The 20137-nt window shown below is 66.6% G+C and carries 18 protein-coding genes and 1 riboswitch; of the genes, 16 read left to right on the top strand and 2 right to left on the bottom strand.

Annotated elements, in window-relative coordinates; all coding sequences use genetic code 11:
- Positions 1-179: 179 nt before the first annotated feature.
- The gene (gene pepN, locus DWV00_RS27550; protein ID WP_115536792.1) at positions 180-2891 is read right to left on the bottom strand and encodes an aminopeptidase N; all 2712 of its coding nucleotides are present in this window, start codon (positions 2889-2891) and stop codon (positions 180-182) included.
- 196 nt (positions 2892-3087) lie between these two features.
- On the opposite strand from pepN, the gene DWV00_RS27545 reads away from it, so the two are divergent.
- Positions 3088-3792, top strand: a complete 705-nt coding sequence (locus DWV00_RS27545) for a DUF4136 domain-containing protein (protein ID WP_115536863.1) — start codon at positions 3088-3090, stop codon at positions 3790-3792.
- Positions 3793-3882: 90 nt separating this feature from the next.
- Here the strand turns inward: DWV00_RS27545 and DWV00_RS27540 are convergent, their stop codons facing one another.
- Positions 3883-4455 (bottom strand): TMEM165/GDT1 family protein, encoded by a 573-nt coding sequence (locus tag DWV00_RS27540; RefSeq protein WP_115536791.1) that lies wholly within the window; start codon positions 4453-4455, stop codon positions 3883-3885.
- 6 nt (positions 4456-4461) lie between these two features.
- Positions 4462-4715: riboswitch (yybP-ykoY riboswitch) on the bottom strand.
- Between the two features lie 397 nt (positions 4716-5112).
- Between DWV00_RS27540 and DWV00_RS27535 the strand changes: the two genes are divergently transcribed.
- From DWV00_RS27535 to DWV00_RS27465, 15 genes are read left to right on the top strand one after another with little or no spacing between them, the layout of a single operon-like run.
- Positions 5113-5823: a beta-ketoacyl synthase chain length factor gene (locus DWV00_RS27535; protein WP_115536790.1), complete on the top strand. Its 711-nt coding sequence runs from the start codon at positions 5113-5115 to the stop codon at positions 5821-5823.
- Positions 5820-6626 (top strand): lysophospholipid acyltransferase family protein, encoded by an 807-nt coding sequence (locus tag DWV00_RS27530; protein WP_245965061.1) that lies wholly within the window; start codon positions 5820-5822, stop codon positions 6624-6626. The genes DWV00_RS27535 and DWV00_RS27530 overlap by 4 nt, the downstream gene beginning before the upstream one ends.
- Positions 6601-6900 carry a phosphopantetheine-binding protein gene (locus DWV00_RS27525; protein ID WP_115536788.1) on the top strand — a complete coding sequence of 100 codons (300 nt, stop codon included), beginning with the start codon at positions 6601-6603 and terminating at the stop codon, positions 6898-6900. Before DWV00_RS27530 ends, DWV00_RS27525 begins: the two co-directional genes overlap by 26 nt.
- Before the next feature lie 3 nt (positions 6901-6903).
- Positions 6904-7149, top strand: coding sequence for an acyl carrier protein (locus DWV00_RS27520; protein ID WP_115536787.1), 246 nt, complete (start codon positions 6904-6906; stop codon positions 7147-7149).
- A gap of 4 nt (positions 7150-7153) precedes the next feature.
- Positions 7154-7786, top strand: a complete 633-nt coding sequence (locus DWV00_RS27515; RefSeq protein WP_115536786.1) for a COG4648 family protein — start codon at positions 7154-7156, stop codon at positions 7784-7786.
- Positions 7783-9477, top strand: coding sequence for an ApeI family dehydratase (locus DWV00_RS27510; RefSeq protein ID WP_115536785.1), 1695 nt, complete (start codon positions 7783-7785; stop codon positions 9475-9477). Before DWV00_RS27515 ends, DWV00_RS27510 begins: the two co-directional genes overlap by 4 nt.
- Positions 9474-11252, top strand: a complete 1779-nt coding sequence (locus DWV00_RS27505) for a glycosyltransferase family 2 protein (RefSeq protein ID WP_115536784.1) — start codon at positions 9474-9476, stop codon at positions 11250-11252. The genes DWV00_RS27510 and DWV00_RS27505 overlap by 4 nt, the downstream gene beginning before the upstream one ends.
- The gene (locus DWV00_RS27500) at positions 11239-12849 is read left to right on the top strand and encodes an HAL/PAL/TAL family ammonia-lyase (RefSeq protein WP_115536783.1); all 1611 of its coding nucleotides are present in this window, start codon (positions 11239-11241) and stop codon (positions 12847-12849) included. Before DWV00_RS27505 ends, DWV00_RS27500 begins: the two co-directional genes overlap by 14 nt.
- Entirely contained in the window at positions 12850-13281 is a 432-nt protein-coding gene (locus DWV00_RS27495; protein ID WP_115536782.1) for an acyl-CoA thioesterase, read from the top strand.
- Between the two features lie 23 nt (positions 13282-13304).
- Positions 13305-14015 (top strand): LolA family protein, encoded by a 711-nt coding sequence (locus tag DWV00_RS27490; RefSeq protein ID WP_115536862.1) that lies wholly within the window; start codon positions 13305-13307, stop codon positions 14013-14015.
- Positions 14015-16444, top strand: a complete 2430-nt coding sequence (locus DWV00_RS27485; protein ID WP_115536781.1) for an MMPL family transporter — start codon at positions 14015-14017, stop codon at positions 16442-16444. The genes DWV00_RS27490 and DWV00_RS27485 overlap by 1 nt, the downstream gene beginning before the upstream one ends.
- Positions 16441-17634 carry a beta-ketoacyl-[acyl-carrier-protein] synthase family protein gene (locus DWV00_RS27480; RefSeq protein ID WP_115536780.1) on the top strand — a complete coding sequence of 398 codons (1194 nt, stop codon included), beginning with the start codon at positions 16441-16443 and terminating at the stop codon, positions 17632-17634. The genes DWV00_RS27485 and DWV00_RS27480 overlap by 4 nt, the downstream gene beginning before the upstream one ends.
- Positions 17635-17641: 7 nt before the next feature.
- On the top strand, positions 17642-18181 hold the full coding sequence (locus DWV00_RS27475) for a hotdog family protein (RefSeq protein ID WP_425452846.1): 540 nt from the start codon (positions 17642-17644) through the stop codon (positions 18179-18181).
- The gene (locus DWV00_RS27470; protein ID WP_115536779.1) at positions 18178-18909 is read left to right on the top strand and encodes a 3-ketoacyl-ACP reductase FabG2; all 732 of its coding nucleotides are present in this window, start codon (positions 18178-18180) and stop codon (positions 18907-18909) included. The genes DWV00_RS27475 and DWV00_RS27470 overlap by 4 nt, the downstream gene beginning before the upstream one ends.
- Positions 18909-20135, top strand: a complete 1227-nt coding sequence (locus tag DWV00_RS27465; RefSeq protein WP_115536778.1) for a beta-ketoacyl-ACP synthase — start codon at positions 18909-18911, stop codon at positions 20133-20135. Before DWV00_RS27470 ends, DWV00_RS27465 begins: the two co-directional genes overlap by 1 nt.
- The last annotated feature ends 2 nt before the right edge of the window (positions 20136-20137 follow it).

The following is a 20137-nucleotide window of genomic DNA, read 5'->3' as shown; positions in this document are numbered from 1 at the left end:
CCGCGGGCCGTGGCAAGGCCCCGTGTTTTTGTAAGCATCCGTACGCTGGTCGCCGTTTGCGGGCTGCACGTAGCAAGCCGCGTGCACAAAAAAAGAACGGCGCCAAAGCGCCGTTCTCCTGATGTATGCGCCGCCCTTGCCGCATCTTTTCCGCTCGGGCAGCGCGCCGTTCCTGCGTTTTACGCCAACGCTTTTTCGACGATCTCACGCACGTCGCGCGACTTGACCTGTCCAGCCACGCGCTCCAGCGCTTCACGCATCTTCTCGCGCAGCGCCGGCGTATACCGGCGCCAAAGTTCGAGCGAGCGCGCGAGCCGCGCGGCCACCTGCGGATTGAGCGCATCGAGTGCGACGACCTGCTCGGCCCAGAACGCGTAGCCCGAGCCGTCGGCCGAATGGAACTGCGACGGGTTCGCCGCGCAGAAGCTGAAGATCAGCGAGCGCGCGCGGTTCGGATTGCGCAGCGTGAACGCGGGGTGCGCCATGAGCTTGCGGACGATGTCGATGACCGGACGCTGCGCGCTGCCTCGCTGCGTGGCTTGCAGCGCGAACCATTTATCGATGACGAGCGGTTCTTGCTCGAAGCGGCGATAGAAATCCTCCAGCGCACGTTCGGCCGCATCGGTGCCGGCCGAGGCCGAGGCCGCAAGCAGCGCGGCCAGCGCCGCGGCGCGATCGGTCATGTTGTTCGCGTTGTCGTATTGCGCGTTCGCAAGACGGATCGCATCGGCCGGATCGTCGGCCTCGGCGAGGTAAGCGAGCGCGAGATTCTTCAAGGCGCGGTGACCCGCGGCCTCCGGGCTCGGCTCGTACGCGCCGGGCGTGGCGTGGCTTTCGTAGATCGAGAGCCAGTCGCGCTTGAGCGCGTTCGCGAGGCGCTTGCGCGCGAACTGACGCGCGGCATGCACGGCGGCCGGATCCGCTTCGGCCATTTGCTCGGCCAGATACGATTCCGACGGCAGCATCATCGCGAGGTCGCGGAATGCCGGCGAGAGCGTTTCATCGGTCAGCACACGGCTGAACGCGGCGACGGTCGAATCGTCGAGCGCGAGCGGCTCGCCCGCTTGCGCGCGCGCGGCCAGCGCCAGCAATTCGCGCGTGGCCAGCCGCTGGCCCGCTTCCCAGCGGTTGAACGGATCGCTGTCGTGCGCGAGCAGGAACGCGAGTTCGTCGTTCGTATAGTCGTACTCGACGATGACGGGCGCGGAGAAGTTGCGCAGCAGCGAGGGCAGCGGCGCTTCTTTCACGTCGACGAACGTGAACGTCTGCTCTTGCTCGGTCAGCTCGATCACGCGCGTCGTGCCCTTTGCTTCGGCTTCGCCTTCGAGGCGCAGCGCGATGTCCTTGCCGTCGCGGCCGATCAGGCCGATCGCGAACGGGATCAGGAGCGGGCCCTTCTGCGTTTCGCGCGCGGCGTTCGACGCATCGCCGTAGCCTTGCGCGAGCGTCACGCTGTAGCGCTGGGCCACTGCATCGTAAGCCGTGCGCACGGAGATGCGCGGCGTACCCGCTTGGCTGTACCAACGCTCGAACTGCGCCAAGTCGCGGCCGTTCGCGTCGGCCATCGCATGGCGGAAGTCGTCGCAGGTGACCGCTTGCCCATCGTGGCGCTTGAAGTACAGATCCATGCCGCGGCGGAAGCCCTCGCGGCCGAACAGCGTCTGATACATCCGCACGACTTCCGCGCCTTTCTCATAGACGGTCATCGTGTAGAAGTTGTTGATCTCCACGAAGCTCTCGGGCCGCACCGGGTGCGCCATCGGGCCCGCGTCCTCGGCGAACTGCATTTGGCGCAGCACGCGGACGTCTTCGATCCGCTTGACCGCGCGCGCCGCTTCGTCGGTGGCGCCGCCTTGCATGTCGGCCGAAAACTCCTGATCGCGGAATACCGTCAGCCCTTCCTTCAGGCTCAGCTGGAACCAATCGCGGCACGTGACGCGGTTGCCCGTCCAGTTGTGGAAGTACTCGTGGCCGACCACGGCCTCGATGTTGCCGAAGTCGGTATCGGTGGCCGTCTCTTGATTCGCCAGGACGTACTTCGTGTTGAAGATGTTCAGGCCTTTGTTCTCCATCGCCCCCATGTTGAAATCGCTGACGGCGACGATCATGAAGCGGTCGAGATCGAGTTCGAGGCCGAAACGTTCTTCGTCCCAGCGAATCGAGTGAATCAGCGAATCCATCGCATGCCGCGTCTTGTCCAGGTCGTGCGGCTCGACCCACACTTGCAGCAGCTTTTCCTTGCCCGAGCCCGAGCGGATGCGCTCGTCGATCGAGACGAGCTTGCCGGCGACGAGCGCGAACAGATAGCTCGGCTTCTTGAACGGGTCTTCCCATTTCGCGAAGTGGCGGCCGTCGGGCAACTCGCCTTCTTCGATCAGATTGCCGTTCGAGAGCAGGACCGGGTAGGCCGCTTTGTCGGCGCGCAGGGTGACCGTGTAGGTCGCCATGACATCGGGACGATCGAGGAAGTAGGTGATTCGGCGAAAGCCTTCGGCTTCGCACTGCGTGAAGAAGTTGCCGCTCGATACGTACAGGCCGGACAGCGTCGTGTTCGCGCCGGCATCGCAGGCGCTCTCGATCGTCAGCGTGAACGCGTCGGGCGCGTGCTCGATCGTCAGGCCGTGCTCGTGCGCGCGCACGGCGCCTTCGGGCAACGCTTTGCCGTCGATCGCCGCACCGATGAATTCGAGGGCCTCGCCCATCAGCTCGAGACGCGCGCCGGGCGCGCCATGGGCCGCCCCGGCATCGGGATTGCGGCGGACGCGCATCGTGCTCTTGACGATCGTGCGTTCCGGCACGAGATCGAATTCGAGAGCGACGGAGTCGATGAGGAAAGCGGGCGCAGCGTAATCGGCCCGGCGGATCACAGCGGGATTGACGGTATCGGACATGGCGGATGGATGAAAGAACCGGTTTTGGCTCGCGTGCCCCGGTAAGGGCCCGCCGCGAGTCTAGTCGTCCATTGTACAAAGGCACGGGCCTGTCTGTCGAAAGGAGGCGCGCCTTTGGAAGTGGGACTCGGTCGGCGGTATCATCGCGTTGCTCGCGCGGGACCGGCGCGGGCCATTCACGAAAGACGAGGACAACATGAAGTGGGAGCGAGTTTGGAGGGCCGTCGTGCCGGCGATCACGGCAACGACGGTGCTGCTGTCGGGCTGCACGACTTACGTGTCGACGCAGGTGACGGCTTTCTCGAATTGGAGCGGCAGCGATGCGACGCGTACCTACGCCTTCGCTCGAACCGGCCCGCAACAAAACAGCATCGAGCAGACGACTTACGAGCAACTCGTCGCGAACGAACTGGATACCTACGCGTTCCGGCAAGTCCCGAGCGGCAGTGCGCACTACCTTGTCGGCTTGAGCTACTCGGTTCGCGGCGACACCGTCACGGTCACGCAACCCGTTTTCTACGGGAATCCGTGGCCCGGCCCCTTCTGGCGGCCGATCGGTCCGTGGGGCGCGTTCGGGCCGCTTCCGCCCGATTACGTGACGCAGAGCTATCCCGTCTTCACGCACACGCTCGGGATTCGCATCACCGAGCGTTCGTCGGGCAAGGAGGTCTATAACGTCACGGCGCGCAATACCGACGAAAACTCGTCGCTCGTGCGCGCGATGCCGTATCTCGTGCGCAGCGCGCTGGCCGATTTCCCGCTCGGCAACGGTACCGTGCGCACGGTGCGGATCCGCTACGAGAAGGGCGGCGCGGCACCGTCGAACGAGGTGCCGGCCGCACCGCCTGGCACCGGCGGGCCGGCCGCGGCGTTGGGCGCTAGCGCGGTGCCGAGTCAGTAGCCGCCGCTGTCGCCGCTGCAGTAGCCACCGAATAGCCGGCCGCGCTCGCCGGGGCAGTTGCGGCCGGCGGGCAGAGCCGACGGACCGCCGTCAGACGCCGCCGCGAATGAATGCCAGCGCGCCGAGCACGACGAACAACACCGCGGCGAGCGCATGCACGGCCTTCGTCGGCAGCTTGTGAGCGAAGCGCTCGCCAAGCAAGATGGCCGGCACGTTGGCGAGCATCATGCCGAGCGTGGTGCCCGCGACGACACCGAAAAAGTCATGAAAGCGCGCGGCGAGGGCGACGGTGGCGATTTGCGTCTTGTCGCCCATCTCCGCGAGGAAGAATGTCACGATCGTCGTGCCGAACACGCCGAGATGGCTGCGGCTGACGTTCGCTTCGTCCGGATCGAGCTTGTCCGGCACGAGTATCCACAATCCCATGACGACGAACGAAACCCCGAGCGCCCAGCGCATGATGCCGGGGGTGATCAATGCGCCGAGCCAAGCGCCGATCGCACCCGCGCACGCATGATTCGCGAGCGTGGCTACGAGTACGCCGAGCATGATCGGCACCGGCTTGCGATAACGCGCGGCCAGGACGAGCGACAGCAACTGAGTCTTGTCGCCGATTTCGGCGAGCGCGACGGCCCCGGTCGAAATCAGAAAGGCTTGTTCCATGTGATGATCTTCCTCGGGCCAAGATGTGAGCGAGCGACGATCCTCCGCGCTGCCGGGCCCTGAAAGCGGCGTGCACGGGGATCATCGGTCTCGCCAGGCCAAAGGCTGCGTCCGCCATAGCTCGCGTGCGAGCCAAGTATGTTGACGGACGCCCCCGCGATGCATGCGCGCCGCGGATCCGGAAGAGCGATCGGTCATGCGATCGTCTTTCGTCCTGTGCAGCGGATACAGCGGGGCGGCTACTCCCCAATGAGGGCCGGATTCTAGCATAGCTCGACCCTTTTGCAATGCGATTTCGGTGCGAGGAACGCCCCAAAATCGACGATGCGCTCCGCGGCATACACGGCAAAGCCGGAGCGTTCGATGAATACGGTATCCGAGCGTCGCGCGAATGCTACGTCGACGTTAACTACTGTTTTTAATGGCCAATTTTCAGTAATATTCCGCCCGAAGGATTCCGAGGCGTCTGAAATAGAATTGAAAAATAACTGAAAGGTTTCGCGTATTGCGCGGAGCCGTTCTTGTTATGCCCGGATAACGACAAAAAAGAACATTGACCAAACCGGGGTGTGGTACGCGGGGGTGCCGTAAGGGCTTTCGTCGTTCGCATCTTTGCACCGGGCAACCGGTGGTTTTGATTCGACAACGAACAACGAAATGCTCGACCTGCACTGGACCCTTCCAGTTGCCCGGTGGTCCTGTTGGCCGGCCGGTGCAACGGCCGCTCCCGATATCGGCTTCATCGACCCGCTCGTGCGGCGCCGGTTGAGTTCGTTGTCCAAGATGGCGCTGAAGGTGGCGAACGATTGCGCGGCCGGCCTCGGCCCGGTGCGTCTCGTATTCGCCTCGCGCCACGGCGAATTGCGCCGTACGACCGGCATCCTCGACGACATCGTCGCCGGGCAACTCATTTCCCCCACGGCTTTCAGTCTGTCCGTTCTCAATGCGATGACGGGCGTCTACAGCATTGCCCGGCGCGATCGATCGCCCGCCACGGCGGTTTCGGCCGGCGCGGAAACGCTCGGCTATGCATTGCTCGAAGCGCATGCGCTATATAGCGCCGATCCGCAAACCCCCGTCCTCGTGATTTACGCCGACGAACCGGTGGACGCGCGCTACGGTGCCGTCGATCACGACATGCCCGCCGGTGCGCTGGCCATCTTGCTCGAGCATGGCGCGATCGACCGGCTCGAATGCGCGGCGGGCTGCGCATCGGAGGAAGTCGAGGAAGTGGAGGGCGCGCTGCCGTCGGCGTTCCCGACGCAGGGTGAAGCGCTGATGCATGGATTGACCTCGCGCGCCGCCGTGCTTTGGCAAGGACTCGGCCGCCGCTGGCAGTGGTCGTTGCAGGCGGGCGGTGCCGTATGAGCGAGCGGGCGATGGCGCGGATCGGCAGAACATGGCGTCTCGTTGCCACCGGCGCGGCGTTTGCCGTCTTTGGTATTTGCGGGCTGCTGTTTTCCGTGCTCGTGTTTCCGTTCGCATGGCTCTGGCCGCATCGCGCGTCGAGCCAGCGCGTCGTCGCGACGGTCATTCACTTGTTCTTCCGCGCGCTCGTCGCGGCACTTCAGGCGATCGGCGTGATGCGGCTCGACGTGAGCGGGGCCGCGGCGCTGTATGCGCGCGGGCCGGCGATTATCGTCGCGAACCATCCCACCTACCTCGACGTGATGGTGCTGCTCGCACTCGTCCCGCGCGCCTGCTGCGTCGTCAAGAACGCGCACTGGGGCAATCCGTGCTTCTGGGGCATCGTGCGCGCCGCGCAATACGTCAGCAACGCCGATCCGTCCGAGCTGATCGAGTCCGGCGCGCGTCAGCTCGCCGCCGGCTACACGATGATCGTCTTTCCGGAAGGGACGCGCAGTCCCGGCGGCGATCGTCTCCATCCGTTTTCGCGCGGGTTCGCGCATATGGCGCTGCGTGCGGGCATTCCGATCCGGCCGGTCCTGATCGATTGCGATCCGCCCGCCTTCACGAAGCGCATGCGCTGGTATCACGTACCGTCACGGCCGTTCCGCATGCGCATCGCCGCGCTCGCGCCGCTCGCGCTCGACCGATTCATTGCTGTCGATACGCCGCAAGCCGCTGCTGCGCGCGCCGTCGCACAAGCCGTTCAAGCACACATTACTGAGCATTTGTTTGCGTATGGATTCTTTAAAACTCGAAATTAAGCGGTTTTTGATCGAGGCGCTCGACCTCGAAGATTTGCGCCCCGAGGATATCGACGACGATGCACCGCTCTTCGATACGGACGGCGTCGGCCTCGATTCGATCGACGCGCTCGAGGTCGGCATCATGTTGCACAAGCACTATGCATTGACGATTGCCGCCAACGACGAGCGCACGCGCGAGCACTTTCGCTCGATCAGCACGCTTGCCGCGTTCGTGCACAGCCAACGGACATCGGCGCATGCCGATCGCGATACTGCAACGGAAGGGGAGTGAACCGTGACCGATACCGAAATCCTCGAGCGCATCCGCGCCATCTTCAGCGAGAACTTCGCTATCGCGCCGGAGCGTGTCACGCCTGAAGCGCACCTGTTCGAAGAACTCGATCTCGACAGCATCGACGCCGTCGATCTGGCCATCAAGCTCCAGGAGATGACGGGGCGCCGCATCAAGCCCGAAGAGTTCAAAACGGTGCGCACGGTCGGCGACGTCATCGCCGCCGTCGAATCGCTGCTGGCGGCCTGATTCGATGCAGGCAGCCTCGACACGTGCGGCGCCGGAGGCGCGCGCGGCGTCATGCCGGCGCGCGCGTGCTTGCGCGAACGTCGCGCTCAAGATCGCGTATCCGGTAGTGATACTCGCGTTTTGGCGCTTCGGTTCGCCGCGCTTCATCGGGCTCGCGCTGCTCGTGCTGCTTTGGCTGCAACGCTGGGTCGGCGCCGGCAGCATGGCCGCGCTGCTGGCCAAATTGACCCGGCTGGAGTGGGCTGCCGCGCTGGCCATGAGCGGCCTGTCGGCGGCGATCGCCGTGACGGACAGCGAGGCCTTGCTGCGTGCCTACCCGATCGTCGTCAACATCGCGATGCTCGTCGCGTTCGGCGCGACGCTATGCAACGGCGGCCCGTCGATGATCGAGCGATTCGCGCGCATGCGCCGTCCTAATCTGGATGAGCGCACGGTGCGCTATACGCGCCGCGTCACGCAGGCGTGGTGCGCGTTCTTTTCGCTGAACGTGTGCGCGTCCACGGCGAGCATGATCTGGGGATCGCGCGCCTTCTGGGCACTTTATAACGGTGCGGTCACTTATCTATTGATCGGCGTGTTGATCGCGGCGGAAATCGCTTGGCGTCATGCGTTCGTTTTGCGGGAGAAAACGCGTTGAATGCCTCGTTCGTTGCGCTGCGCGAACTGCCGTGGGCATCGCGCGAGGATGCGACGCCGGTTTGCCTCGATGAGGATACCGTCCTCGGCTTCGATGCCTTCAAGGTTCGCGTGTCGACCTATGCGAGCTGGCTCGGGGGCAAACCGGGACTGCGCGTCGCCGTTTGTCTCGACGATCCGTTCGAGTTCGCCTGCGCGCTGTTTGCCGTCCTCGCTTGCGGCAAGGAGCCGATCGTTCCGTCGATGTCGGCGCCCGCGTATTTGGCGATGCTCGGCCCGTGCTACGACGTTTTGCTGACCGCCGCCGAGTTGCCGTTGGTCGACGCGTGCGAGATGCCCGTCATGCCTGGCGGCCGCATCGACGCGGACGCACCGCTCACGCTTTATACGTCCGGCAGCAGCGGTGTGCCTAAGGCCGTACGCAAGACGCTCGCGCAGTTCGACGCCGAGGTGCGCACGCTCGAGACGCAGTGGGGTGCGCTGCTCGGGCAGACGCCGATGCTCGCCAGCGTGCCGCATCGGCACATTTACGGTTTGCTGTTTCGCATCTTCTGGCCGCTGGCGGCGGGGCGTCCATTCGATCGCGCGAGCTGCATGGATCCACTGCAGCTGCAAGCCAGGCTCGAACGGGTCGGCCGCGCGGCTGTCGTATCGAGTCCGTCGCAATTGGATCGTTGGACCGAGCTGCCGGGCTTCGATACGCTCGCGCCCGCACCTTCCGTTTATTTTTCGTCGGGCGGGCCGCTCTCGGAGCAGACGGCCGACACTTACGCGCGCCGCTTCGGTGCCGCGCCCGTGGAAATCTACGGCAGCACCGAAACGGGCGGCATCGCTTGGCGCCGGCGCGACGTGTCGGACGCGTGGCAAGGCGTGCCCGGCGTCGAACTCAAATGCGACGAGGATGGCGCGCTCGTCGTGCGTTCGCCTCACCTCGGACACGACGATTGGTATCGGACCGACGATGCGGTCGCGTTCGACGAGGACGGCCGGTTCCGGCTCAAGGGCCGTCTCGATCGCATCGTGAAGCTCGACGGCAAGCGCGTATCGCTGCCCGAGATCGAAGCGCACCTCGCGCGCCACCCGTACGTGGCGCAGGCTGCCGCCGTCGTGCTGCCCGGCGCGGTGCGAGAGCGCCTCGGCGTGCTGATCGCGCTCACGCGCGAAGGCAGCGCGGCGTTGCTCGGCGAGGGGCGGGTCGCGCTGGCGAAGCGGCTGCGCAGGCACTTGGCCGACTATGTCGAAGCCGTCGTGCTGCCGCGCCGCTGGCGGTTTTGCGCCGCGCTGCCGTTCGACGCGCGCGGCAAATTGCCGTCCGCGGCCATCGCCGCGGCGTTCGATGTTCACCCGCAAGGGATGGAGGTGCTCGCGCAGTTCGCGCACGAAGACGCGCAGCACTACGAACTGCGGGTCCCGCCGTCGCTCGTGCACTTCGACGGGCATTTTCCGGGCTTGCCGATTTTGCCCGGGGTCGTTCAGATCGATTGGGCCGTGCAGCTCGGCGCCGAACATTGGCCCGAGGTGCGCTCGATGCTCGCGGTGGAGCGGCTCAAGTTCATGGCGCCCGTTCCGCCGGGCGCCATCCTGCACTTGACGCTGGCGCACGATGCGGTGCGCCGCAAAATGCGGTTCGCGTTCCGGTTCGGCGAGCGCGACAGCGCGTCGGGCATCGTTGCCTATCGGGGGGCGGCATGACCGTGCGAGCGGCGATCGTCATCCCGATCTACAACCACAAGGACGAAATCGGCACGACGCTCGAGCGCCTGATGCCGCACGGGTTGCCTATCTTCGTCGTCGACGACGGCAGCAACGATGCCACGAAAGCGGTGCTCGCCGAGCTGGCCGAACGCTGGTCGCCGAGCGTGTCGCTGCTCAGGCGTCCCGTCAACGGCGGCAAGGGTGCCGCCGTCATGGACGGGTTGAAGGCCGCGCACGAGGCCGGTTTCACGCACGCGCTGCAGATCGACGCGGATGGCCAGCACGATGCGGCCGACGTGCCTCGCTTTCTCGACGCGGCTCGCGCGGCACCGGATGCGCTCGTGCTCGGACGGCCCGTCTACGACGACAGCGTGCCGAAGGCGCGGTTGTACGGCCGCTATCTGACGCACATCTGGGTGTGGATCGAAACGCTGTCGTTCGCGATTCCCGATTCGATGTGCGGCTTTCGGCTCTATCCGCTCGACGCGGCGTGTGCCCTGATCGACTCTGTCGCACTGCCGACGCGGATGGACTTCGATATCGAAATCCTCGTGCGCTTGTCGTGGCGGGCCCTGCGCTTCGTGACGATCGCCACGCGCGTGACGTACGCGCCGGGCGGGCTTTCTCATTTCGACGTGGTGCGCGATAACGTGCGCATCAGCAAGAGCCACACGCGCCTCGTCGTGGGCATGCTCGCGCGTCTGCCGCTGCTCCTTGCGCGCAAAGTGCTGCCGCGCAAGGGGGAATCGAAACCGGCCCCGACACCGAAACCGAAAGGGGACGCGAAAGGGGAAGGGGATTCGCATTCGAACGAACGTCGCGGCTGGTGGCGCATTGCCGAGCGCGGCAGCCGGACCGGCATGCGCTTGCTCGCGCTCAGCTGCCGGTTGTTCGGCATGCGGGCGACTCGCCTTTGGCTCCATCCGATCGTTGCCTATTTCGTGCTCACCGGGCGCGCGGCACGGCTCGAATCGCTGCGCTATTTCGAGCGTTTGCGCGAGGCGTCGCCCGCGCAAACCACGCCGACGCCCGGCTGGCGCTCGGCCTACCGGCAGATGTTCGCTTTCGCCGACGCAGGCCTCGACAAGCTTGCCGCCTGGACGGGACGGATCGACCGTGCGCGGATCGCCTTCGACGATCCGTCCGCCTTCGAAGCGCTCGTCGCGAGTGGGAAGGGGGCGCTCGTCATCGGCGCGCACCTGGGCAATCTGGAAATGACGCGGGCGCTGGCGGTGCGCGGCTCGCGCGCCAAGGTGACGGCCGTCGTCTATACCGAGCACGCGCGGCGCTTCACCAGTGTGCTTTCAGGCGCTCATCGAGATTTCGCAAGCCGTATGGTCGAGGTCACCGATTTCGGCCCCGAGACGGCGGTGTTGATGCAGCAGCGCATCGACGCGGGCGAGATGCTCGTGATCGTCGGCGATCGCGTGCCGGCGCACGAAGCCGGGCGCGTCGTCGACGTGCCGTTTCTCGGCCGCGCCGCACCGTTCGCCCAAGGGCCGTACGTGCTCGCGCACGCGCTCGGCTGTCCTGTCTACTTGTTCTTTTGCTTGAAAGAGCGCGGCGTTCACCGGGTCTACTTCGAGCCGTTCGCCGAGCGCATCGCGCTGCCTCGGCGCGAGCGGGCCGTGCACCTTGCGGATCATGCCCGCCGCTACGCGGCGCGCCTCGAATACTACTGCCGGAAGGCACCGTACCAATGGTTCAACTTTTTCGATTTCTGGGCGCGCCAGAGTCAGAGTCAGCGTGGAGAGGGCAATGGCCGAAGATGATTTGATCGCGCGTCGCACCGCGTCCGAAATGTCCTGTGCGGGTGCAACGGTTCGGGTCGGCGGCCGCAAGCTCGCGATCGAGGACGTCGTCGCGATCGCCTGCGCGCGGGCCGGCGTCACCCTTAACGACGACACGGCTTGGCGCGACCACATCGAGCGCGGGGCGGCCTTTCTGCGCGCTCGGCTGGATGCGGGCGCGACGGTGTACGGCGTCAATACGGGCTACGGCGATGCCTGCGTGGTGAGCGTGCCGCCGGAACTCGTCGAAGCACTGCCGCTGCAATTGACCCGCTATCACGGCTGCGGCATGGGCCGCCTGCTCGATCCGGCCGAGACCCGCGCCGTCATCGCCGCGCGCCTGAACTCGCTCGCCTACGGATATTCGGGCGTGCGCGTGGTGCTGCTCGAACGGTTGGCCGATCTCATCAACTTCGATGTCTTGCCGCGCATTCCCGCCGAGGGATCGGTCGGGGCGAGCGGCGACCTGACGCCGCTATCGTATGTCGCCGCGGCACTCGTCGGTGAGCGCGAGGTCGCATTCGACGGCCGTGTGCTCGAGGCCGCCGCGGTCTGGAACGAGCTTGGCCGCGAACCGCTGCGGCTCGCGCCGAAAGAAGGCCTTGCATTGATGAACGGGACGGCCGTGATGACGGGCCTCGCCTGTCTCGCGTTCGTTCGCGCGGCGCAACTGACGCGGCTGGCCGCGCGTTTGACGGCGCTGTGCACGGTCGCGCTCGACGGCCGCGCCGCGCATTTCGATGCGACCATCTTCGAGGTCAAGCCGCATGCGGGTCAGGCGCAGGCCGCCGCCTGGATTCGCGACGATCTCGCCGGGCGCGAGGATACGGCCGGACAACGGTTGCAGGACCGCTACTCGATCCGCTGCGCGCCGCACGTCATCGGTGTCGCGCAAGATGCGCTCTCGTGGGTGCGCCGCGACATCGAGAACGAACTGAACAGCGCGAACGACAATCCGCTCGTCGACGTGGACGGCGAGCGCGTTTTGCACGGCGGCAACTTCTACGGAGGCCACATCGCTTTCGCGATGGATGCGCTGAAGACGGCGGTCGCCAATCTCGCGGATTTGATGGATCGCCAGTTCGCCCTCATCGTCGACGACAAATTCAACAACGGCCTGCCGCGCAACTTGTCGGGCGCGAGCGTGGCGCGCGCGCCGATTTGCCATGGATTCAAGGCGGTGCAGATCTCTTCGTCGGCTTGGACGGCCGAAGCGCTGAAGCTGACGATGCCGGCCAGCGTGTTTTCGCGTTCGACGGAAGCGCATAACCAAGACAAGGTCAGCATGGGCACGATCGCGGCTCGGGATTGTCTGCGCGTGCTCGAGCTGACGGAGCAGGTCGCGGCGGCGCATACGCTTGCCGCGGTGCAAGCCGCGCGGCTGCGATTGTCGGTCACGCCCGCGGCTTCGCTGACCACGCCGCTGGCGGCGTTCGTCGATCAAGTCGGCGCGCTCTCGCCGTTCGTCGGCGAAGACCGCCCGCTCGAACGGGACTTGCGCGCGCTCACGCAATGCATCGCGGACGGTGCGCTCGTCGGTGCCTGCGCGCCCGGCGCATACGACGAGACGGTGCGCTGAATGGATCGGGCACGCTTACCGCTGACGGCCAGGGCGCGCGTCGAAGTGCCGTTTCATGACGTCGACGCGATGAACGTCTGCTGGCATGGGCACTATCTGAAGTACTTCGAGATCGGCCGTGCGGCGCTGCTGCGCGCATTCGATTACGACTACCCTGCGATGCAGGCATCGGGCTACCTTTGGCCGATCGTCGAGGCGCATCTGAAGTATGTGCGGCCGGCTGTCTATGGGCAGACGCTCGATGTGCGCACCGAGCTGCTCGAATTCGAGAACCGCATCAAGATCGGGTACGAGATCGTCGATGTCGCCTCCGGCGAACGCTTGACGAAGGGCTTCACGGTGCAGGTCGCCGTTTGCGCGGCGACGCGCGAGCTGCAGTTCATCTCGCCCCCGATCGTCTCCGAAAAGCTGGAGCAGCGATGGCCGCGATGACGCAAACGCGTAGGCATGCCGCTATGCGCCTGGTGCTTGCTTCCGCGGCCGCTTGCGCGCTTTCTTGGGCGGCGGCCTGTCAGGCATCGGCATCGGCATCGGAGCCGGCATTGGCATCGGCTCCGAACGCGGTCGGTCGTGCGACTCCGGCTCGCGCAGCGGCGAGCAGCGGCGCGACGACGGGCGCCGGGCTCGTTGCACGCATCGCCGCGCAGTTGGCCGAGAAGGGCGGCGTGCGCGCGCAGTTTCGGCAGACGCAGACACTCGCGGCGCTGTCGGCGCCGCTCGTGAGCACGGGCTCGCTCGTCTTCGTGCGCGATCGCGGCGTGATTTGGCGCACCGAAACGCCGCGTCGTGTGACCTATGTCATCGGCGACGCAAGCGTCGCGACGATCGATGCGAACGGTAATCGGTCGACTCACGGCGCGCCTAGAGGCGGTATCGCGCAGGTGTCGCGCATGATGCGCGCCATGTTGGGCGGCGATTTGTCGGCGCTGTATTCGCAGTTCGACGTCGCGGCTGAGGGTACACCGGCGCGGTGGCGTCTGCTGCTCACGCCGAATCAGCCGCAGCTCGCGCAGGCCGTCAAATCGCTGAGCATGGAAGGCGGCGCGTTTCTGACCGCGCTCGAGATGACCGCCGCCAATGGCGACACGACGCGCATCGATTTCTCGGGCAGTGAACCGATCGACGCCTTGTCGCCCTCCGAACTCGCTTTGTTCGGAGCGCGCTGATGCAAGTCGTGCAGGGGACGTCGACGAGAAGACGATGGGGTGTGCTGGCCGCGTGGCTGGCCCTCGCGTGCGTGGCGCTCGTCTATTGCGCCTGGCGCTTTGCCGGGCCCGTGCTTGGCGACCCTACGTCCACGCCGCCGCTGCAAACGAATCTGCTGGCGCTGCTGCCGAAAACCGAGGCCGACCCCGTGGCCGAGCAGGCGCTCGACGCGCTCGCCGCGACGATGGGGGACCGCACGGTCTATCTCGTGACGAGCGACGATGCCGCGCATGCGAAGGCGGCGGCGCGCCGGCTCGGCCGGTCGCTGTCGCAAAGCGGCGCTTTCCGCAATGTCGTGGCGCAATTGCCGCCGTTCGACGTGACGCAGGTCGCGCGCTTTTACCTGCCGTATCGATTCGGTCTGCTAAGGGACTCCGACCGCGCCGCGCTGGCCGCGGGCTCGGCGTCCTTGCCGGATCTGGTGGCCGAACGCCTGTTCGACCCGTTGCGCGCGGGGCTCGCCGCGCCGCTCGCCGACGACCCGTTCGGGTGGTTGAGCCGATGGCTCGGCGCGCTGCCGCTCATGACGGGGAACCTGGGTGTCGAAGACGGCATGCTCGTCGCCCATCGTGGCGCGTCGACGAGTGTGCTCGTCGCGGCGACATTGCCCGGTTCGGCCTACGCGACGTCCGTTCAACATGCCGTGCGAGAGGCGACGGCAGGTGCGGAGCGCATGACGGCAGGCGCGTTTCCCGATGTCCGAATCGCTCACACGGGCGCGGTGTTCTATGCGGACGTGGCACGCCGGGCGTCGGAGGGCGACGTGCATCGCATCGGCATCTGGTCGGCGGGCGGGATCGCGCTGTTGATGCTGTGGATTTTTCGTTCGCCGAAGCTGATCGGACTGGGCTTTTTGTCGACGGCGATCGGCATCGGCTGTGCACTCGCGGCGACGATGGCCTTGTTCGGTCAACTGCATTTGCTCACGCTCGTATTCGGTGCAAGCTTGATCGGCGAGGCGGTCGACTACTCCATTCAATACTTTGTCCTTTATCTCAGCGCCGGCGGGCGGTGGGATGCGCGGCGGGGTTTGCGCGAAGTACGCCCGGCGCTGATCGTTGCGCTTGCAACGAGCTTGCTCGGCTACGCGATTCTGGCCTGGGCGCCGTTTCCGGCGCTCAAGCAGATTGCTTGCTTTGCGATGGTGGGCATCACGGTGGCGTTTCTGTCCGTGATCTCGCTGTTGCCCGCGTTGCTCGAACGTGCGCCGCGCCGGACGCCGACCTACCTGTTCGACGGCGCGGCTCGCCTTCTGCGTGCTTGGCAGTCGCTGCTCGACGGCCGCCGCGCATGGCTCTTGGCCGTGCTCGTGATTGCCGCGGCGCTGCCGGGATGGCTGCGCGTCAAGAGCGACGACGACATTCACCTGCTCATTCAACGCGATCCTTCTCTCGTGGCGCAAGAGCGTGCCGTGCGAGAGGCGATCGGCGTCGATGACGGTGCGAGTTTCTTCGTCGTGAAAGGGGCGACGCCCGAAGCCGTCCTCGAACGCTGCGAAGCGCTCGGCGAGCGACTGAACGCGCCGCTTGGCGGGCGGCGGCTGGCCGGCTGGCAGTCGGTTTCGCAGTTCGTGCCGTCGGCGCGCAAGCAGGCGGCCGACCGCGCGCTACTGGCGTCGACGGCACTGCGCTCGCCCGACTCGCTGCGTGCGACATTGGTTGCCGCCGGCTTTCGCAGCGAGGCGGCGGCTCGATACGTCGGCGCTTGGACGCAGCGCAACGCAAAGCCCTTGAGTTTGGACGCCTGGCTCGCGACGCCGTGGTCGCAGCCTTATCGCCATCTTTGGCTCGGCGCCGTGCGCGATGAAAGCGCCGTGCCCGGCTACGCGGCCATCGTGATGCCGCTCGGCGCGAGTTCGGCGCAATTGCCGGCGCTCGTCGCACTGGCGCATGCGTTGCCCGGCGTCGTCTTCGTCGACAAGGCCGCGAGCGTGTCGCGCCTGTTCGGCGCCTATCGCGTCGACAGCGCACTTTGGCTCGCGGGGGCGGCCGTCCTGGTGTCGGCGCTGCTGATCGCACGGTATGGAGCGCGAGGCGGGGTGCGTGTCGTCATGCCGGTCTTGTTGGCTGTGGCAGTCGCATTGGCCGCGTTCGGCTATGCCGGCGTGCCGCTGACGCTGTTCAACTGGCTCGCGCTGATGCTCGTACTCGGCGTCGGCGTCAATTACGCGGTGTTCCTGCGCGAAGGCTGCACGCGTCCGGATGCCGATCTCGGCGCGGTCTGGACAGGCGTCGCGCTGTCGGCCGCGACGACGCTGCTCTCGTTCGGGCTGCTCGCGATGAGCGCCATGCCCGTCTTGAAGAACTTCGGCGCCACTTTGGCCGTCGGCATCGCCGTGTCGGCGTTGCTGGCGCCGATCGGCATGCCGAAAGAAGAGGTTCGCGGATGAAACTGCCTCACGTTTATTTGCACGCCCTCGGCATGGTCAATGCGCTCGGCGCCGATACCGATGCGATTGCCGCGGCGCTCGCCGTGGGAGATTCGCCGGGGATGGGCCGCATCACGCTAGGCGGCGAGCGCGGCGCGTTCGCCGGCCGCGTGCAAGCGCCGCTCGAGTTGGCGCCGCCCGCCCACCTCGCCCATTACGACTGCCGCAACAACCGGCTCTTGCTGGCCGCGCTGGCCCAGATCGAACCCGCCGTGCGCGGCGCCTGTGCGCGTTACGGCGCGGCGCGCGTCGGCGTCGTCCTCGGCACGAGCACCTCGGGCATCGGCGCGGGAGAGCGTGCGCTCGGCGTGCCGCGCGAGCAAACCGACGGCGACGGGTCAACCGACGGCGCGGCGTTCGATTATGTCCAAATGGAGATCGGCACCAGCGCGCCGTTCGCGGCCGCGGCGCTGGGCCTGCAAGGGCCGGCGTTCACGATCTCGACGGCATGCACGTCGAGCGCGAAGGCCTTTGCCTCCGCGCGTCGTTTGTTGCAGCTCGGCCTGTGCGACGCACTGGTCGTGGGCGGCGTCGATTCGCTTTGCGATTTGACGGTGCGCGGCTTCGGCGCACTCGAATCGACGAGCCTCGAGCGTGCCAATCCAATGAGCTTGAATCGCTCGGGCATCAATATCGGCGAAGGCGCGGCGCTCTTTCTTCTGAGCCGCGAAGCGGGGCCTGCCGTCTTGGCCGGCATCGGAGAGTCGAGCGACGCCCATCATATTTCCGCCCCCGATCCGTCGGGCGAGGGCGGCGAGCAGGCGCTGCGCGCAGCGCTCGCCGACGCGGGGATGGCGGCCGAGGCGATCGGCTACGTGAACCTGCATGCCACGGCGACGCGCAAGAACGACGAAATGGAAGCGCGGCTCATGTCGCGCGTGTTCCCGCGCGGCGTCGCGGCCAGCGGCACCAAGCCGCTGACGGGGCATACGCTCGGCGCGGCCGGCGCGACCGAACTCGGCTTCGCTTGGCTCACGCTCGTGCGCGAGGGGATGACGTTGCCGCGCCACCTGTGGGACGGCGCGGCGGACCCGGCGCTGCCGGCGCTCGATCTGGTCGAGGACGAAAGGCGTCTTTCGCCCGGGCGGGCCGTCATGAGCAATTCGTTCGCCTTCGGCGGCAGCAACGTGAGCCTTGTGCTCGCGCATTGAACGACCCATGACCGTTTCGACGATGACGCCGACCTCGACCTCGACTCTCCCGGATTCCGCCGTCGCCTCTTGCGCAGGCACGTGCGGCACCGCCTTTCCACCGATCGACGAAGTGCTCCCGCATCGCGGCACGATGCGCCTCGTCGACGAAATCGCCGCCTGCTGCGACGATGCCGTTGCCGTGCTGGCCAGCGCCGATCGCCACGCCTGGTACGCCGACGCTCAGGGCGCGATGCCCGCGTGGCTCGGGATCGAGCTGATGGCGCAGGCGATCGCCGCGCATGTCGGCTTGATCGCGATGCGAGGGGGCGGCCGCGCGAAGCCGGGCGTGCTGCTCGGCGCGAGCCGCTACGAAGCGCATGTGCCTTCGTTCGAGCCCGGCGCGCGTTTGCGAATCGAGGCGAAGGAGGTGCTGAAGAGCGAGCAAGGCCACGGGGCCTACGAGTGCACGATCGCCGTCGACGATCGATGCCTCGCGCAGGCCGTCGTCAAGGTGTTCCAGCCAACCGATTTTCACGCATTCATCGAAGGGAGCTTCACGTCATGACCAGCCGGCGCGTACTCGTTACCGGCGCAAGCCGCGGCATCGGCCGCGCCATTGCGTATCGCCTCGCCGCGGACGGCTTCGCCGTCACCGTGCATTGCAGGAGCGGCGTGAACGAAGCTCAGGCCGTGGTCGATTCGATCGTCGCCCAAGGCGGGCGAGCCGGTCTCGTGCGGTTCGACGTGCGCGACCGCGCCGCTTGCCGTGCCGCACTCGAGGCTGAACTTGCGCGCGACGGTGCTTATTACGGCATCGTGCTGTGCGCGGGCCTCACGCGCGACGGCGCGTTTCCGGCACTGACGGACGAGGATTGGGACGCTGTCATCGAAACGGGCTTGGACGGGTTCTACAACGTGGTGCATCCGCTGACGATGCCGATGGTCCGAGCCAAACAAGGCGGCCGGATCGTGACGATCGCGTCGGTGTCGGGTGTGATGGGCAATCGCGGCCAAGTCAATTACAGCGCGGCCAAGGCCGGGTTGATCGGCGCGACCAAGGCGCTTGCGGTCGAACTCGCTTCGCGCCGGATCACGGTCAACTGCGTCGCGCCGGGGCTCGTCGATACGGAGATGCTCTCCGGCCTCGAGCATCTCGACCAGGCGTTGCAGACGGTGCCGATGGGCCGCGTGGGCCGTCCCGACGAAGTGGCCGCGACAGTCGGCTTTTTGATGTCGGACGGGGCGTCTTACATCACGCGTCAGGTCATCGGTGTCAACGGCGGGATGATCTGATGAAGCGCGTCGTCGTCACCGGAATGGGCGGCGTGACCGCCTTCGGCTCCCGCTGGGAAGAGATCGAAGCCGCGCTGCGGGCAGGGCGCAATGCCGTACGTTGCATGCCCGAGTGGGATTACTTCTCGTCGCTTCACACGCGCCTGGCGTGCCCGTTGCCGAGCTTCGAGGTGCCGCCCGAATACCCGCGCAAGAAGACGAGATCGATGGGGCCGGTATCGCTGTACGCCGTGCGGGCCAGCGAGTTCGCCTTGCACGATGCGGCCCTCGCGGACGATCCGTCGATCGCCGACGGGCGGATGGGCGTCGCCTATGGTTCTTCGTCGGGCTCGGTGCAGCCGATCCGCGCGTTCGGCACGATGCTCGAGACGGGCTCCATGCTGGACGTCACGTCGAACAGCTACGTCCAGATGATGCCGCACACGACCGCGGTCAACGTGGGGCTGTTCTGGGACCTCAAGGGCCGCGTCATTCCGACCTCGTGCGCGTGCGCATCGGGCAGCCAAGCGATCGGGTATGCCTACGAGGCGATCGCCACGGGCAAGCAGACCCTGATGCTCGCGGGCGGGGCCGAAGAGCTGTCGGGGCCCGCCGTCGCCGTGTTCGATACGCTCTATGCGACGAGCACGCGCAACGACACCCCGCATTTGACGCCGCGTCCGTTCGATGCGGCGCGCGACGGGCTCGTCGTGGGCGAGGGCGCGGCGACGCTCGTGCTCGAAGAGTACGAGCATGCCCGCGCGCGCGGCGCTGTGATCCACGCGGAAGTCACGGGCTTCGGCTGCAACTCCGACGGCGCGCATATGACGCAGCCGACCGCGGCGACGATGGCGCACGCGATGCAAATGGCGCTCGCCGATGCGCGGTTGCCGCCCGAGGCGATTGCCTATGTGAACGCGCACGGCACGTCGACGGATCGCGGCGACGTTGCCGAGAGCATCGCCACGGCGACGGTGTTCGGCAACGCGATGCCGATCAGCTCGCTCAAGAGCTATGTCGGCCACACGCTCGGCGCCTGCGGTGCGCTCGAGGCCTGGTGGACGATCGAGATGATGAAGCGCAACTGGTACGCGCCGACCCTGAATCTGTCGACGATCGATCCGGCCTGCGCGCCGCTCGATTACATCATGCACGAGGGGCGCTCGATCGATGCCGAGTACGTGATGAGCAACAACTTCGCGTTCGGCGGGATCAATACGTCGCTGATCTTCAAGCGCTGGCAATGAGC

The sequence above is a fragment of the Trinickia dinghuensis genome (genome assembly GCF_003367175.1).
Taxonomy (GTDB): domain Bacteria; phylum Pseudomonadota; class Gammaproteobacteria; order Burkholderiales; family Burkholderiaceae; genus Trinickia; species Trinickia dinghuensis.
The sequence above is the reverse complement of the archived record's forward strand: the minus strand, read 5'-3'. Positions and strand labels throughout refer to the sequence as shown.

Coding starts and splice junctions, on each gene's coding strand:
- pepN (WP_115536792.1), bottom strand. CDS start 2,891: ATGTCCGATACCGTCAATCCCGCTGTGATCCGCCGGGCCGATTACGCT.
- DWV00_RS27525 (WP_115536788.1), top strand. CDS start 6,601: ATGGATTCTTTAAAACTCGAAATTAAGCGGTTTTTGATCGAGGCGCTC.
- DWV00_RS27535 (WP_115536790.1), top strand. CDS start 5,113: ATGCTCGACCTGCACTGGACCCTTCCAGTTGCCCGGTGGTCCTGTTGG.
- DWV00_RS27515 (WP_115536786.1), top strand. CDS start 7,154: ATGCAGGCAGCCTCGACACGTGCGGCGCCGGAGGCGCGCGCGGCGTCA.
- DWV00_RS27545 (WP_115536863.1), top strand. CDS start 3,088: ATGAAGTGGGAGCGAGTTTGGAGGGCCGTCGTGCCGGCGATCACGGCA.
- DWV00_RS27485 (WP_115536781.1), top strand. CDS start 14,015: ATGCAAGTCGTGCAGGGGACGTCGACGAGAAGACGATGGGGTGTGCTG.
- DWV00_RS27505 (WP_115536784.1), top strand. CDS start 9,474: ATGACCGTGCGAGCGGCGATCGTCATCCCGATCTACAACCACAAGGAC.
- DWV00_RS27475 (WP_425452846.1), top strand. CDS start 17,642: ATGACCGTTTCGACGATGACGCCGACCTCGACCTCGACTCTCCCGGAT.
- DWV00_RS27530 (WP_245965061.1), top strand. CDS start 5,820: ATGAGCGAGCGGGCGATGGCGCGGATCGGCAGAACATGGCGTCTCGTT.
- DWV00_RS27540 (WP_115536791.1), bottom strand. CDS start 4,455: ATGGAACAAGCCTTTCTGATTTCGACCGGGGCCGTCGCGCTCGCCGAA.
- DWV00_RS27490 (WP_115536862.1), top strand. CDS start 13,305: ATGCGCCTGGTGCTTGCTTCCGCGGCCGCTTGCGCGCTTTCTTGGGCG.
- DWV00_RS27495 (WP_115536782.1), top strand. CDS start 12,850: ATGGATCGGGCACGCTTACCGCTGACGGCCAGGGCGCGCGTCGAAGTG.
- DWV00_RS27470 (WP_115536779.1), top strand. CDS start 18,178: ATGACCAGCCGGCGCGTACTCGTTACCGGCGCAAGCCGCGGCATCGGC.
- DWV00_RS27465 (WP_115536778.1), top strand. CDS start 18,909: ATGAAGCGCGTCGTCGTCACCGGAATGGGCGGCGTGACCGCCTTCGGC.
- DWV00_RS27480 (WP_115536780.1), top strand. CDS start 16,441: ATGAAACTGCCTCACGTTTATTTGCACGCCCTCGGCATGGTCAATGCG.
- DWV00_RS27500 (WP_115536783.1), top strand. CDS start 11,239: ATGGCCGAAGATGATTTGATCGCGCGTCGCACCGCGTCCGAAATGTCC.